Origin of the sequence: Paenibacillus andongensis (assembly GCF_025369935.1) — a bacterium.
Lineage (GTDB): Bacteria > Bacillota > Bacilli > Paenibacillales > NBRC-103111 > Paenibacillus_E > Paenibacillus_E andongensis.
Map to the genome: position 1 here is coordinate 6932043 of NZ_CP104467.1, position 15464 is coordinate 6947506.

The following is a 15464-nucleotide window of genomic DNA, read 5'->3' on the forward strand; positions in this document are numbered from 1 at the left end:
TTCGCACCCTCCCGGATTCCAACATTATTTTGTTAAAGGCACGCGATGAAGGCCCAGGCTACCTCCTGGTGCCGTTCCTATATATAAATATCCGTTATGTTTTACAGCCGTAGTTACGCCGTACAGTGTGCCTTCTGGATCGTGCCAGCTTCCGATAAGCTCTCCCTGCGGGCCGATCTCCACAGCAAGCCCGTGCTTCGCTGGTGCGCTTGCACCGCTAAGCAGCGACTCCGGCAATTTGGCCATGCTATTAGCCAACCAGGGGTTACTATGCATTTGATCTACAAATGGGATGCGAGTCGTAAAGATACCGACCCAGAAATGACCTTGCTCATCGCGCGTAATGTTGTCTGGAAAACCTGCGAGATTGTCTGCGAAAATATCAGATGTACCCTTCTTCGAGCCCTTCAGCCAGTATCGGGTCAGTTGATAATGATACGATTCCGCTATAAGCACAAAATCTTCATCTGCAGACAAGGCAATTCCGTTTGCAAAATAGAGACCTTCTAGCAGGACTGTCGTCTGCTTGGTCGTTGGATCGTACTTCAGCAAGCGGCCATGCGGCTTGTTCTCGGCAATTTCTTTGAAGGTCACACGGCCATAGTTCGAGGTGTCGGAAAAATAAATCGAGCCATCTTTGGCAATATCAAGCTCGTTAGCCAAATAAATCGGTTTACCGTCTACTTGATTTGCCAATACTTCTATGCTCCCGGACGGGGTTATAGACAGCAGTCCCTTCTTGATATCTGCAACGATCAAATTTCCATTGGCGTCGAATTTAAGCCCATTCGGCGTTCCTTTGGTGTCTGCAAACAATTGGGCTTTTTGCGGATTATCGTCTGCACCGAAAGGGACCTTATAAATTTTCCCGTCGGAATCTCCTGTATATAGCTGCCCTTCCTTATCGAATGTAATGAATTCCGGAGATTGAGGGGCATCCGTAACAAGCTGAGCCGAGCTGAGTTTGTTGTTCTGTTGCCACGGGCCCGATTCCTGAAAGGAGGGGGCCTTCGGCGCGGACCATTTTACCGGTTCGATAGGTGAAGGCATAAACGAGAAAACGACTACTCCAAGAAGGAGTACGGCAAGCAGCGACAAACCCCATCCGAGTACGTTCCTACGTAATGAGCGTTTCGGACGTTTCACGCCTTGAGCTGCTTTGGCGGAGGGGACTGGTGTATTAGACATTAGAACTTCTCCTTTATTATGTAAGCGAAATATTAGATTTGAACTACGATTTTACCGAAATATTGCTTTCCTTCAGCCAAGAGCGCGAATGCATCTCCAATTCGATCCAGAGGGAATACACGGTCGACGACGGGTTGTAAACGATGATGGGCAATCGCTCGATTCATCTTTTCAAAGTGATCCCGGTTGCCGACTTGACTGCCGCGAATCGTTGCGGCTTTCTGCAAGATGCTCGTGACATCGTATTCCGGAATGGTCAAGCCCGATAAGAATCCGACCATACTCAAGGTCCCTCCAATGCGAAGCGCATTTATGGATTTCACCATTGTAGACGCTCCTCCAACATCCAGAACGTGATCGACGCCTCCAGTCAGCTCTAGCGCTGCCTTATCCCAATCGGGAACTTCCGAATAGTTGATCGTTTTCCATGCGCCGAGAGCTTTTGCTCGTTCTAACTTGTCGTTGCTTCTCGATGTGATGATCGCTCGTGCTCCAGCCATAAGAGCGAATTGAAGCCCGAAGATCGAAACCCCGCCTGTTCCTTGCAGCAGCACGGTATCCCCCGCTTGCAAACCACCGTATTCGATTAGCATGCTCCATGCGGTTAATGCCGCGATCGGCAAGGTGGCAGCCTCTTCCCAAGTGAGGTGATCGGGAATATGAACGATTCCGTCTTCATGTAAAACGACATACTCTGCCGCAACTCCGTTTAACGGACCACCCAGACTGTCTCTTAACACTTCTGCTCTTGGACTGCCGGCAATGAATCTCTGTTGCAAATTACCCGCTACTCGGTGTCCGACCTGAAACCTTGTTACATCTTGGCCAACGGCTACAATTTCTCCCGCTCCGTCTGATAACGGAATAAAGGGGAATTTGATTTCAATCGGCATTAATCCGCTGAGGATCACTAGATCCCGGTAATTGAGAGAAGCTGCCTTCATGCGGATCAGCACCTCATGGGGGCCTGGCGTTGGTATGTCGAGTTCCGTTAAGTTTAATTCCTCAAAGCCGAAGCCGTTTGTCAGTTGTATAGCTTTCATCGAATTGTCCTCCCTGCAAGATCAGATTGATTACTTGTATTCTTATAATTATTCGTATTGCCGGATCCTCCGCGTGGACGAAGCATGCCTCCAACAAGTCGAAGACCTTGCTTGCGTGTTATGAATCGCGATAACTGTGCCCCGAAATAATTCTGCACACCCGGAACGACGTATATCTTCCCTTCCTTCAACGCACGAAGTGCAACCTCTACGACTCTTTCCGGCGTATCTTTCTTTCCGACAGAGGCATCATCCGTTCCTACAACATTAAAGAAGCTGGTGTCCGTCGAACCGGGACAAAGTGCGAAGAATTTGATACCTCGGTCGCGGTTTTCCCACCATAACGCTTGAGTAAACGACAAGACGAAAGCTTTCGTCGCCCCATATACGGCCATAAAGGGAAGTGGTTGAAATCCGGCGGTTGAAGCCACATTAATTACTGCTCCTGAGTTTTTACGCAACATGTTTGGCAAGAACAAGTGAGTCATATCTACAACAGCAGCGACATTGAGCATAACTTCTTCATGTTGACGCTCACCTGACACTTGCTCGAACAAACCATGTGTAGCAAAGCCTGCATTATTGATTAGCAGTTCGACATCCACTTTCAAAAGTTCACATTGCCGATATAACTCGCTGGGTGCGCCCTCTTTCGCAAGATCCATAGAGATAACCTCAGCTTTGATGCCATACTTCTTTCTAAGCTCATCTGCCAGGCTCTCAAGCTTACTCGTTGATCGAGCAACGAGTATCAAGTGGCTGCCTTGTTTGGCTAGTTGTCTCGCGAATTGCTCTCCAATACCGGAAGAAGCTCCCGTGACGAGTGCCCATTTTCCTTGAAATGTCATTATGCTGTTCTCCTTTTGGATACCATGTTATAATTCAGAAACAGTGTTACCAAACGTGCAAGGATAATTCCCGATCCCAAGATTATTAATTACGATCGCACTACTCGGTAACAGTGTTTCTTTTCGGTTTCATTGTATCTCGCCTTTTTTAGAAAGTCAATATGTTCTTTAAACATCCTCAACCCTCTAACGTCTCATTGACAACTGCTTAACAACTGTATAAAATTCCTTGCAAGAGAGTCAGAAACCTTGTTTCCTGACGAAAACATAATATCCGAAGGTGATGAGTATGAGCGACAAAGATATCTCTTCAAATGAGAACTCACGTGTGTTGAAAACCTACCAAGAAGCTCGCTTGCAAAATACTGAAAATCTCCGTAAGCTCGTTGTTGATGCTGCAGCAATGCTCTTGCAAGAGGAGGGCCCGGAAGCTGTTACTGTGCGTAAAGTAGCGGAGAAAATGGATTGCTCGACAAAAATTATTTATAGCTTGTTTGTCAATAAAGAGGGCTTGGCACAGCAGCTGTATCTGGAAGGATGTAAACTTCTGGCTAACGTATTTGAGGGGGCACCGAAGACGGCTAACCCAACGCAGCATTTGCTAAATTTAGGCGAAGCCTTTTGGCAATTCGGACAGCATTACTCCAGCTATTATAAGCTGATGTTCGGAGGAGCTTTCGGAAATTTCAAACCAGACGAGGAAAGTATGCAAGGCACCGTAACGGCCATGCGGCAATTATTGACCGTGATCAACAATGCGCAAGAGCAAGGACTGATTCCCGGCCAGTACGACACGGAATCCGTTGTACGAATAGTCTGGTCCTCGCTCCATGGTGTTATTCATCTTTACATGGGTGGACACTTAGGAGATATACAATCGGCCCATGCCGTATACAGGCAAACGTTGTCAATGTTAGTCAGCTCATTGTTGCCAAATCATAGCATCTAATGCAGGATCGCGATCCGGTTGAATCGATGCCATGCTCCTCTCAAATCGCCAAAAAGCCCCCAACTTGAAAAGATTAGGGCTTTTTGACTACTCCAATACTAAACGAGAACCCTGCTGCTGCAACAGAATCTGGCTACGTGAAAGTATAGGCTCCGGTGATATCAATGTTGTAATTACTACCCAAACATATACATATGAAAACAAAAAACACCGGGAATCTCCGGTGTTTTGCTGACTAAATTTGGTTGACTTTAGCCAACCAAACCATCCATTTTATAAACTCCCCCTCTATAGGAGAGATCAAACTAACAATTACTCAGCCCCGCTGCCCGCCGAGGCAGCTTCTCTCATCGCAGAAAGCGCTTCGTCTAATGAATCAACGCCACCACTGGCACTTCCGAGTGTAGTACTGGCCATTTCCGCGCTATACGCCCACCAACGTACACGTACATTCCCCGGCTCAGAAGTTTGCTGTACCTTCACGCCAATGCGAAACGTGCCTTTTTGTGGATAGGCAATCGTGCCAATCTTCACTTCTGGCGCATCGGGTTCAAATTCGCTGCCTTTAAATACATCAGAGGCTCCGCCGTATACCCGGTCCCCGCTGGATAGCATTTCCGAGAAAGCTTCACCGCTGCTCTCTTCCAAGCTAGTGATGATCAGCACATTGCCCTCGCCGAGTCCGTGTGCGATTTCGCCGGAGAAGAAGCTTTTGGTCGCTCTCCCGAATGGGGACACAGCAATCTTCGTGAAAGGCTCGATCGGAATGTCCACGACACCGCTCAGCATACCCGCAATGCCGCTGCCGCCGCCTGCTGGAATGCTTAAATCGAATGAAAGCTCGCTAATCGCTTTATTGAAGTTAACCTTGAACTCCGGAGGCTGTCCTGGCGCCAAGGTTTTCACTTTGGACTTCGTTACGAACTGACCGGACGTTTCTTCGCGGTACTCATTTGCTTTGCTGAGCCTGTACATGACCGAAGAATTGTACACGTATTCGCCAAATGGCACTTGCTCGACACTTTCAATAACATAGGTCGGCCCCACTTGAACCAGGCATATTTTAGCCAAATAAATACAAGGCTCCGAAGGGGCTTCTAAGGAAGCTTCCAACGATTGTTTCACGAAATCCGACATCAACCGTTCCTGCACGGATTCGCCAATAATCTGCAGTTCGCCTACAGTTTGAGTCTGCAGCTCCAACTGCCTGTCGTCCAGCTTCAGAACAGCCGAATCCACCTGCACGCCAATCGTACCCTTCACGGACGCTGTACTATCCGCTCGCAAAAGCACCTTTATTTCATACTCGCTCTCTTGCCCATCCTGAGGCTCCACAAACACTATGGTTGTTCCTTCAATCGCCTCTACGCGTTCAGCAGCCAGTTCATATTGAAAGGACAGTCTGCCTGCCTTAAGCGTCTTCTCGAAGCGCAGCTTCATTTCGAAGAGCTGACCTGGATTCACATAACGAGGTGTTGTTTGAAGCACGCGAACGTGAGTATCTTGATAAAGAACGACCGTCTGATCGGATAAATTGGCCAAAGGCAGCGCTGCCGGATCAGGCGCATCCTCCCGGATAAATAAGCGGTAGCTTTCCAGCACACGATTATAGTCATTAATTTCGTCAGAACGTATGGAGGAATTAGCCACCGCGTGAACGGGTTCTTTTTCTTTTTCGTCATAGGCAATACATAAGTAAACATTCTTCGCATACTGGTTATTGCTGAAACCGTCCATCATCGATAGCTTCAATGTCATCGGAGAAGGTACGACAATTTCCCGGCCAAGCGCGTCGATCGCAGCTCCCATTTCTACAGAAACTGACTTTTCATCGACCGCGACAACCTGCAGACCCGTAAGTACACCCGAACCATGCAGCAAACGGTTCATCATTCTGCGCTTATCATTGAAATACTTTTGCTCAGACTCGAAATCCCTTACCGTCAGCAGCTTTCCATAGAAATACCGATTGCGCTCAAACGGGTAATAGCGTGTTTTTTTCATAAGTATCCCTCACCTTCCAAGGCTCATTTCGTTTATTCGATTTCGGAATCCAATTCCAAGCGAGTATGTATGTCCATTCGTTTATCGAGATCTACGTCAATCAGCACCGTATTGTATGGCATCGACGAATGCTGATCGAGTGTTAACAAGGTAGGCTCTGATAAGTAAGTATTAATGCCCAGATAGGTATGCATGTCCGCGTACATCCACGGTTGTAGAACGATTAATTTGCCTTCGGTATAGGCTGGTTTTTGGTCTTCAATGATTTGTTCGATGGTTAGTCGCTGTGCGTCGGTCTGTACGAATTCAGGCTTTAACATGATGCAGAAGCAATAAGGATTATCCCCATATAACTGGGCAAAGAGCTGCCGCAGCTCCGACGTCTCCTGCATTTGTTTAAACTGAAAATATTCCAGCAAAAACGGTTCAGACCCAGTGTAAATCTTAAGCATGTTCATCATGCCCTCGCGAGTTCCCCGCAATTTGTAAAGCTCAGGGGCCTGCTTAATCAGCTCTCTTAACTTCGTCTCGCCCCATGCCTCATGATCCGTGATAGCCAACCAGCGGCCTAACCATTCCAGATAAGTGCCGGACACCGCATCCGGATCGAAGTGAGAGGAAATACGGTCTATTTTATCCTCCATATCGTCAAAGAACGTGCTGAACATCGCCAGAAACCGCTCCAGAAAAGGGCTGTGCTCCTCGTCCTGCTGATAAATCGGAGGCAAATAGGCAATTAGTGACGTTCTCGGGAAGTAGACCCGAAGCTTTCGGATGTAAGGTGATTTTTGCTCGCTGCCAATCAGCTCGATTTTGAACCATAAATAACGGCCTCTGGCATTCATCAGAAGAGCATCCTTCGGATTCAGAATGGGCTCAGACCATAAGTCGCGCGTCGCAGCCAGCTTATCTCGAATCGAAATGCCTGGATCCGTCAAATAACCCGTATAATTTACGTATTCGCCATCAATGAATCCTTCACTTTCATCCGATGTAAAATAGGAAAAGCGAACCTGCGTTTCCTCCGGAATATCGGCTTCTAAACGAATCTTATGCCACTGTGTCTCCGTCTCCGTCGTATCCAGATCCCCCGAGAAATAGATGGCCTCCGGGAGCTGAGTCCCCTCAAGCAGCATCGTACGGGCACGAAGATCAAGCAGGCTAATCTGACCGCTTATCCGATCAAAAACATACAACCGATTGCGCCCATCATGCAGCAATTTATCCGTTCGCCCTCGAAAGCTCGTTACTTTATCAAACTGCTCGCCATTCTCGCGAAACTTTAGAATAAACCGCTCCGTTACTCCTTCTTGCTGTGCGTATCCGCTGTCCCCTATATAAAGATTATGATTCGTATCAATGGAAATTCCGGCAAAGCGCCCTTCCTGCTCCAGCTTAAAATGAAACGGCTCCCGACCATCCTCATGGAACACCGTTACCGTTCTGAGCTGTGCATCCAATAGAACTAATTTACCACCTGCAGCAGCGGTGTAATAACGCCCTCGAAGTGCAGTCATGCCAGCCGCTTCTTCCAGACGGAGCGTTTCATGTTCATACACATGCACCACTTCACCTGCCGCGTTCCACTGTATAATACCGATCCGGCCGCCCTTAGGGACTTCAGGACCTCCATTCATACCAATCGTAATGTCCAAAGGGACCGTCACGTAAAGTGAATTCGCCGTTGTTAATCTTGTATTAACCGAGAGTGGGAATAATTCAAGCCCTTCCCAATCATGGATAGCCCACATGGTTTGTCCATTGGAAATCGAATAAACCGCAAGTCTTCTTTCGCTTTCAACGTGGGCATCTGCTATCACCAAAAGATCTGACATCGAAGCTAGCATCGCTTGATGGCTAAACAACTGATGACCTTGACGAAATAGCGACTCAAGGTGGCGACTTTCATCATCATAAATCCATACATTCGAAGCCTCGTCTAGCAAAAATAGCTTCCGACCCGGCCCGACCGTCATCTCTTGAATAGGATGAATGCCTTCCAGCTCGTCTGTGCGAACGATGCGATGAATGCTGTATTTTTCTGTCTGCTGAATTGAAAATCCTTCGCTCTGCATATGAATATTGGCTTCATATCCATGTTCCCAGTCAAGCGGTTTATTAAGTGAAAAAAACGTTTGTCCATCCTGCATCGTTCGACACCTCTTTTCCTAAATAAGGACTTATAAATCCGTCTGACTAATGGTTTCCACTTCATGATCACCGGAATAGACCAAGGCATAAGGCGGGATATGAATGTCGCCAGCGCCATCCTTGTGGAAACCTGTGCCCTCGGCGTCTATCCAAATGTCCTGCACATAGACAACCCCTTTAATCCGGGAAATAGCGCCATAAATATCGCCCTTATAGACAGTCCGGCCAAAACGCCAGCCTTCCGAGCCTTGCCCATGATCCATCGGCTGCAGCAAAAGCTTGAGCTCCTGCATGATTCGGCGCTGTTCATCTTTGTGCTTGGGTTCCATTACCACGACAGCGTGAACCGTTATTTTAATATATTCGGCGGGAATCACATGTAGTTCTGTGGTCAAAAGACGATGCCGATCTAGATGCTGTTTGATCGTTTGCAAGAAGCCCTTGCCTGCTTTCGGCTTATCGCTCTCGCTATATGGAACGACCACGACGGTCATCTGCGCGGGCGCTTTGACCTTCGGATAATCCCGCATGCCTGGCTTGTACAGCGGGATTGCCTTCACACGCGCGACACGCAGACCCGGCGTCGCCTTCGCGATCGCCTCGTAGTCCTCGCCAGTCACGGCGCGCGTCGGCGCGTCGAGCTCGCGCCGCACGCGAAGCTTTGCCTGCGTGAGCGTCTCCGCTTCGAGGCCGCCTCGCGCCGGGAACGGATTCGTCACACGCACGCCTTTGGTATTCGTGAAGCCGGTCACGAGGCCATCCTTCACGTTGCCTCGCACTCCGCCGCCCGCTTGCAGCGCCAGGAACCGAATATTCGGTTCCACGGACTTGGGCGGAGTGAGACCCGCTTCGTTATTACCGAAGCGGATCGTCCCTGCCGCAGCGTCGTAGACGTAATGCCTGTCCGTGGACTTCGAATTATCGAAGTCATCCACGGACTGCCAGTCGTCCCAAACGACGTCTCGCTCTCCGCGCGGTCGGTAACCAACCTGCAGCAGCATGCTGCTGGGCTTATACATCCGGCCACGGCTGATTTCAAAGGTCTGGCTGGGCAGACCTCTGCTGCCTCCGACAAAACGGCCATAGTCGAACTCGGCCGTGTAAGCAATAAGCCGTATCCGCTGCGCGCCTTGCGGCGGGATACGCCCGTTCACCCCATCGCCGAAACGCAGACGGGTGGTGCGCAGAGCCGAGTCCTGCTGCAGCTGGCAGCAGAGATCGTCCGGCTCGCAGTCCTCGAGCTCCGCGACGATGTGCCAGTCGCGCCAGTGCCCTTGCTCGTCCTGCACCTGCACAGTGTGCAGGCCGTTGTAAGCGAGGTACGAGCTTACCTCGAAGCTCTGGTCAGGCTCACCTGAGCTATCAAAAGCAGTGACTTCGCTGAAGGTTTCCTGCTCAGCTGCTTTCACCGCATTGAGACTAACCTTCTCAATCTTCGGAGACAGCTCATAGCCGTCCTCCTCGAGTGTACAGCAAATCCAGAATCGGCTGCGATCATCCGCTGGGTAAAGCGCCATCGGCTTCATCTCCGACGTAATCTGAAACCGGAGCTCTCCGCTTTGCGACAAATGAACCGTTGAGTCGCTTATCTGTTCGATAGGCAGCCAACTTTCACTCTGCCCCTGCTGCCCAGCCCCCGCGAACGTCCATGCCACCTTAGCAGAAGAAATCATCGGCGTTGTCCCATCTTCATTGTGACCCAACGTTACCGGATAGCGGTCAAACAGCTTAAAAGCAATCGAAATCTCCGTTTGCTCAGGCAGCGCTCTATCGAACCCGAGATACAAATGCGCGCCCTTACGTGCATCAGGTCCAAAAGCATAATAAGCAATCTTAGCGTGATTATTCGATGTAAAATCACCTGCCGCCGTCTCCGTGCGCACCAGCACTTTCTCCAGCTCGGAAGGAACAAGATGCACCGTCTCTATTGTCTCAAACCGCTGGTCCATCGCTTGCAGCGGTGTCCCTTTGGGGAGCACAAGCTGCTGCTGTAAACCAGCAAACGCCACATCACAAACCGCAGATACAGCTTCACGAGGCTTAATCCCAAGCAGCTTAAGAAACTTCCGTTCACTGCGCTCCGTCACCCGGTTTAGGTAATACTGCTGCATCTCCGTCATCCATGACATCAATTCCAGCAGCGTAATCCCCGGGTCATGCTCATTCTCATCCGTCCACTCCGGAAAAAGCTTCGGTATCGACTTCCGAGCCTCCAGCACCATCTGTTCAAACATACGATCATCCAAATTAGGTATCGGCAGCACTTGTGCTCACCGTTGCCAAAAACTTATAAAACTATGAACAACAGATACTAGCTTATAAGTATTGTTTGCTTCCTGCTTCGTTGTGTCCGATTTTGCCAAAGGGCTACTTTCGTTTGGTGTGACACTCCACAGGCGTAAATTCGGATGCAACGCGTCCTACATATTAGCGGTAATGTTAACGTGTTATATCGCTAATTGCTTTCCATAACGTGAAAGGTTGATCGAAGCATTCAGGTCTCTATCCATACTCAAGCCACAAGAACAGACATACACTCGATCAGATAGTTTCAACTCCTTCTTCACGCCCCCACAAGAGGAACACATTTTAGAAGAAGGAAACCACCTGTCAGCTTCCACAAGTACAATCCCATTTTTCTCGCACTTGTAAGATAGCTTAGCCTTGAAATCGTGTAGCTTTTGCTCTGCAACCGCTTTAGACAGGTACTTGTTCTTCATCATCCCGCTCACATTCAAGTCTTCAATCACAATTTTCGATGGCTTGGTTTTCACAATCGAATTTGTCACTTGATGAATGTGGTTGTTACGGGTGTTCGCTAACTTCCTATGAAGCAAACGTATCTGTTTTTCTTGTTTTACAATGTTGCTCGTCTTGGCGTAACGGCTTCCCTCCTTGTTCATTTCGTATTTACGGGAAACGCTTCTCTGCAACCTGCGAAGCCGTTTCTTCATCTTGCGTACTGCCTTGGTTTTATTGATGTTCTTATGCTTGATACCGTCTGAACGAACCGCTAAGTCTTTCACACCCAGGTCTATTCCAAGAGTAACGTCCGCCAATTCTACCGCAGCTGTTTTTTGTTCCACACCCACTGCTATATACCAATACTTTCCGTCAAAACTAAGTCGCGGCTGGGTGTACTTTGTATGCATCGGAAGTTTTTCAGCTGTTTCTATCCAGCCCACTTTCTCGATAAGCACTCTGTTTTCTTGTACTTTGAGTTTAACGGTATCGTTGTAGAAGGCAGGTTTTGAGCGTTTTCTACTCTTGAACTGCGGATACTTTGCTTTCTTTTTGAAGAACTTTTTGAACGCTTCGCAAGCATCTTTAATCGCTTGTTTGGTCACATTGTTCGATACTTCATATAACCAAGCGTATTCTTCTGTTTGTTTCAAAAGGGTTAACTCTTTGCGCAAGTCTTCATCAGGGATGAACTTACCGCCGTTCTCGTAGTTTGCTTGTTGCCGATTTAACGCCCAATTGTACGCCCAACGTGCAGTTCCTGCGGATTTCCAGAGTTGTTTCTCTTGTTCGGGTGTTGGCTTTAGCCTAACTTTTTTCGCTAGAATCATCTGCTAACAACTCCTTAATCATCCGCTTGGCTTAATCCTAATTCCGCTGCCAATGTCTATGATGACCTCAAATGAGTATCCTTTAGCGATCATATACATTCCCACGTTCTCTGCTTGACGCTCCAAATCATCTTTCTGTTTTGATTATGTTAAAACAATTAATACTACAAAGCATTCACAACCACCTTGTGCTTGCCGCTCACAATGATTCCGTGCGGGAGCGCCGGGAGGCGGTTCACGTCGAGTTCCGTACGTTCACTGTCCTCAATCTCGTACACGGTCATGTAAAGCTTCTCTACATGACTGATCACTCGTATTGATTTCAACAATGCGTAGAAAACGGAGGGGTGAATTTGCTGCCCGATACCCCAGCCTTTTCCATCGAAATTACCTGTTAGCGGATCAAGGAAGCGGTTCAGCTTCTCCAACGCCTGAATTTCGGTAGCTACTACGGCGTCCATCCCCTCAACAGCGACGATCGCCGAAACGGAAATTTCCATATAGACAGGCTCAATCACTTGAAGCCGCTCTGGGAAAGCAACCAAGCTGGAAGCCCGCTGTAGTATATACCTCTCTACCTGCTTCTTCAGCTCTGGAAATGCGGAGCTTCCCTTCTGCCCTTCTTTTGGCAGCACCACTAAAGTCATAGCTCCGATTTCTTTGTGCATATAGGCGTTCCGATTCGGTATGCACGTGACTTTTGCAATGTTCGGATAAGCCTCACGCGCTAGCCACTCGTAATCTTTGGACGATACGGCCCGATCACGATGCTTTAGCATTTCTGGACCGCGCTGCAAAGCTGACTCCAGCTTTTCGGCTTGGCACCCGCCTGACGCTTGTTCTGGGTTATAAACCTCACCGACAAACGCAATAGAGTCCTGCATCTGGTTAATCATCCTAGCCCCTACGTTTCCGACTTGCCCAGACGTAACTTGATAAGTTACCTTCAGCTGCTCCAGCCCACCCTTTGGCGGCCGCATGCCATGGATACCGTCACCTACACGGATACGTCCAAACGTACGATCAATCATATAATGACGATCCCGATTGCCGGAGTCCGCCATCTGGCGAACTGCCGTCCAGCGAACCCAGAGCTGAAGTAAATTCCCCTCGGAATCCCGACTAATCTCCATAAGTGGAGTCCCAACACGTTCGTACTCAGTGATCTCCTCTTCTGTCACAAACTCCGTCTCATCCACCCAAACCTCTTCTGAGACAATCCCGCTTCTGCTGAGCTGGTATTCCGTTTCTTCCAGCCCTTTGGAATCGGGAATTTCCCCGATAATCGTCTCCTGCTGAAGCACTTGAACCGTATTCATATACAGGCCCTGAATGGTAGGAATTTGTATCCGACCGGAACGATCATCATATTTATCATCACGATTAACGGCACGAATCCAATAGCCATCTTTCCCAAACAACGACGCCCCTGCAAAATCTGATGGACCAACGAATTGCACGGTACCGCTCTGGGTCAAACCGTTCGTATCATCGATCACCTTGAGTGCTGCCCATTCGGCATGGCTCCCCGGGATCAAACCAGTTCGCAAATACTCCCATTCGAGTAGCGGCATGTCCTGCTCCGAGAAACGTTGCTGTTTCACGGAAACGAACATCGATATCGGGCCTTTTACTGGCGGTGTATCAAAAGAAAGATGCAAGGCAGGATGACGGCCCTCCAAAGGTTGAAAGGGCTCAAACCCCCCCTCCAGCTGACGGCTATGCCGAGTCCGATCCTCAAACACCGTATTATTCAGTGCTAAGCAGCGTTCTGAAGGGTAGAGACGATCACCATACTGATAGGTTAGGGACACATCATCCACCCAAGGTGATAGATAGATCGCTTGCGCCACATACGCATTCTCGATATGTAAAATCCGCGCTCGGATCCAGCAATTTTCATTACCGTTCACATATGTCGCTTCTAGATCAGCCGGACAACGGAAGTGAATTTCTTTGCGTACCTTCTGCTCCTGCGGATAATAAAACAGCTTCTCTGCTTCCTTCCCCACATCCAGCCGCAACCAAGTTGCCCCATTCCAATACTCCCAAGCGACCTCCATAACAGTGACGTGAGTAACTGGCGGCTTATCGAACTTGGATTTTTTCATTACCATTTTCCAATCGACTTGTTCCGTCAGCTCCGGCTGAAACCGATTCTGAATCGCTTGCAGCCCAAAGCTCAGCTTAATATCTCCGTCTTTTTTCGTAAAAACTTCCTGACTCCCGATGTAAAAGGAACCATAAAGCGCAAACTGATCACCAAACGGATAAAACCCCGATGGGTCCGCACCAATATCATTGTAAAACATCTGATCAGGTCGAACGCCACCTGTTTCCAGTGTATCAACATAATCCGTTTTAAATGAGATGTTATCCATGGACAGCTTGCTGTCCGCCAGCGTTCTGCCACCGCTCATCAGCGGTTTAAGGCGACACTGTATCCAGCGTCCGGATACCCCGTTCACTTCTCGCAGAGCAATCTCACCCGCCACTGCTTTCAACAGAGTAACCCGATTCCTCTTAGCCTCTACGTGATCAAAAGCCTTCCAGCCTTCCTCTGTGGCATATAACCACTCTGTTAGCTCGGGATCTGCCAGCTGATTAGACATCGAAAGTTCATCAAAACGTCGCTTCGAGTTACGGAATTCAATTTCAATACGAGCCGTATTGTGCACGGTGAAAAGCGAGCTGTGCTCCAAATAAATGGCATGCTCCTGCAAATTGTCGCCATCCTGCAAGCGGAAAAGCGCCGTCGGCGCTGCATGCCCTTGCCGAGATGCCGTGACGAACTCTTCGGATATGCGAATAATCATATCCTGTTTGCGGCTCGTCATGTACACATCCGTAAGCAGCGCAGGAGTCAATAACGCGCTGCGATCGGTCTCATACAAGATGCTGCCTTCTTCCGCTGCAGCCGCAACTTGTGTGCCTGCCGAGATGAACACGGATTCCTTCGTACCCTCGTTCAGCGCAAACGTCAAGTAACTTCGGGCAGGACGTGCCGGAAGCAGCGTCACATCGAACATGTTGAGAAACGATATCAAATTTTTCGTAGGCACTCGGTTCAATCGCTTGATATTGTCCTGGAACATATCAGCGAACATCAAGAACAGCGCGGAACCCGGATCCGGATTTTCAGGCGTGAACCGCCACTCAGGCGTATAGTACGGCGCCATCTCTTTCATTTGCGCGATCAGATCGGGTAAATCTCTGGAATCAATTTTGGGAGGTTGCACAGCTCCACCTCCTCTCTGTACGTATCGTCATCGCTTCCGCAGCCAGCCTCTCTCTATTTCGATCCTTCGAATAAGTAAAACGGATATACTTGGTTAAACAGGTTATTCGTCGTACGTACTTGGTATGAAATATGAATCATCACCTTAGCAGGATCATCTTCTTCCGGAATGGCTTTTACATCGACTTCATGAACCCTAGGTTCCCAGTTCCGAATGGCTTCCTCAATATTACTTTGGAGCAAATGAAGCGTTGTATCATCCGTTAACCCAAAGATAAATTCCTGAACACCGCAACCAAAGCTCGGGCGCATAACCCGTTCCCCTTGTGTGGTCCCCAGAATAACACGGATCGCTTCGGCGATGTCTTCCTCATACTCAGACATTCGGATTCGCCCTGTCGCAGGATCGACCTGAATGGGGAATTTCCAACCTCGTCCCAAAAATGCTTCCGACACCTCGTCACGCTCCTC

At 48.8% G+C, this 15464-nt stretch carries 10 protein-coding genes and 1 pseudogene; 1 reads left to right on the forward strand and 10 read right to left on the reverse strand.

The window, feature by feature from the left end; genetic code table 11:
* Positions 1–24: 24 nt before the first annotated feature.
* Genes NYR53_RS30885 through NYR53_RS30895 form a run of 3 tightly spaced genes read right to left on the reverse strand, consistent with a single transcriptional unit; the run spans position 25 to position 3079 of the window.
* The gene (locus NYR53_RS30885; RefSeq protein WP_261302859.1) at positions 25–1188 is read right to left on the reverse strand and encodes an SMP-30/gluconolactonase/LRE family protein; all 1164 of its coding nucleotides are present in this window, start codon (positions 1186–1188) and stop codon (positions 25–27) included.
* A gap of 32 nt (positions 1189–1220) precedes the next feature.
* Positions 1221–2231, reverse strand: coding sequence for a zinc-dependent alcohol dehydrogenase family protein (locus tag NYR53_RS30890; RefSeq protein ID WP_261302860.1), 1011 nt, complete (start codon positions 2229–2231; stop codon positions 1221–1223).
* Positions 2228–3079 carry an SDR family NAD(P)-dependent oxidoreductase gene (locus NYR53_RS30895; protein ID WP_261302861.1) on the reverse strand — a complete coding sequence of 284 codons (852 nt, stop codon included), beginning with the start codon at positions 3077–3079 and terminating at the stop codon, positions 2228–2230. Before NYR53_RS30895 ends, NYR53_RS30890 begins: the two co-directional genes overlap by 4 nt.
* A gap of 289 nt (positions 3080–3368) precedes the next feature.
* Between NYR53_RS30895 and NYR53_RS30900 the strand changes: the two genes are divergently transcribed.
* Positions 3369–4028 (forward strand): TetR/AcrR family transcriptional regulator, encoded by a 660-nt coding sequence (locus NYR53_RS30900; RefSeq protein ID WP_261302862.1) that lies wholly within the window; start codon positions 3369–3371, stop codon positions 4026–4028.
* 312 nt (positions 4029–4340) lie between these two features.
* Here the strand turns inward: NYR53_RS30900 and NYR53_RS30905 are convergent, their stop codons facing one another.
* The 7 genes and pseudogenes from NYR53_RS30905 to NYR53_RS30935 form a co-directional block, all read right to left on the reverse strand.
* A complete protein-coding gene (locus NYR53_RS30905) occupies positions 4341–6032 on the reverse strand; it encodes a hypothetical protein (RefSeq protein WP_261302863.1) in 1692 nt (563 codons plus the stop codon).
* A gap of 32 nt (positions 6033–6064) precedes the next feature.
* The gene (locus NYR53_RS30910) at positions 6065–8182 is read right to left on the reverse strand and encodes a phage tail protein (RefSeq protein ID WP_261302864.1); all 2118 of its coding nucleotides are present in this window, start codon (positions 8180–8182) and stop codon (positions 6065–6067) included.
* Positions 8183–8212: 30 nt separating this feature from the next.
* On the reverse strand, positions 8213–10447 hold the full coding sequence (locus tag NYR53_RS30915) for a putative baseplate assembly protein (RefSeq protein ID WP_261302865.1): 2235 nt from the start codon (positions 10445–10447) through the stop codon (positions 8213–8215).
* A 183-nt stretch (positions 10448–10630) separates the two neighbouring features.
* Positions 10631–11755 (reverse strand): RNA-guided endonuclease InsQ/TnpB family protein, encoded by a 1125-nt coding sequence (locus NYR53_RS30920; RefSeq protein WP_261302866.1) that lies wholly within the window; start codon positions 11753–11755, stop codon positions 10631–10633.
* A 21-nt stretch (positions 11756–11776) separates the two neighbouring features.
* Positions 11777–11893 (reverse strand): annotated as a pseudogene (locus NYR53_RS30925) (IS607 family transposase); the annotation flags it as partial.
* Positions 11894–11919: 26 nt separating this feature from the next.
* On the reverse strand, positions 11920–14994 hold the full coding sequence (locus NYR53_RS30930) for a baseplate J/gp47 family protein (protein ID WP_261302867.1): 3075 nt from the start codon (positions 14992–14994) through the stop codon (positions 11920–11922).
* A gap of 53 nt (positions 14995–15047) precedes the next feature.
* Positions 15048–15449 (reverse strand): GPW/gp25 family protein, encoded by a 402-nt coding sequence (locus NYR53_RS30935; RefSeq protein WP_261302868.1) that lies wholly within the window; start codon positions 15447–15449, stop codon positions 15048–15050.
* Positions 15450–15464 lie beyond the last annotated feature (15 nt).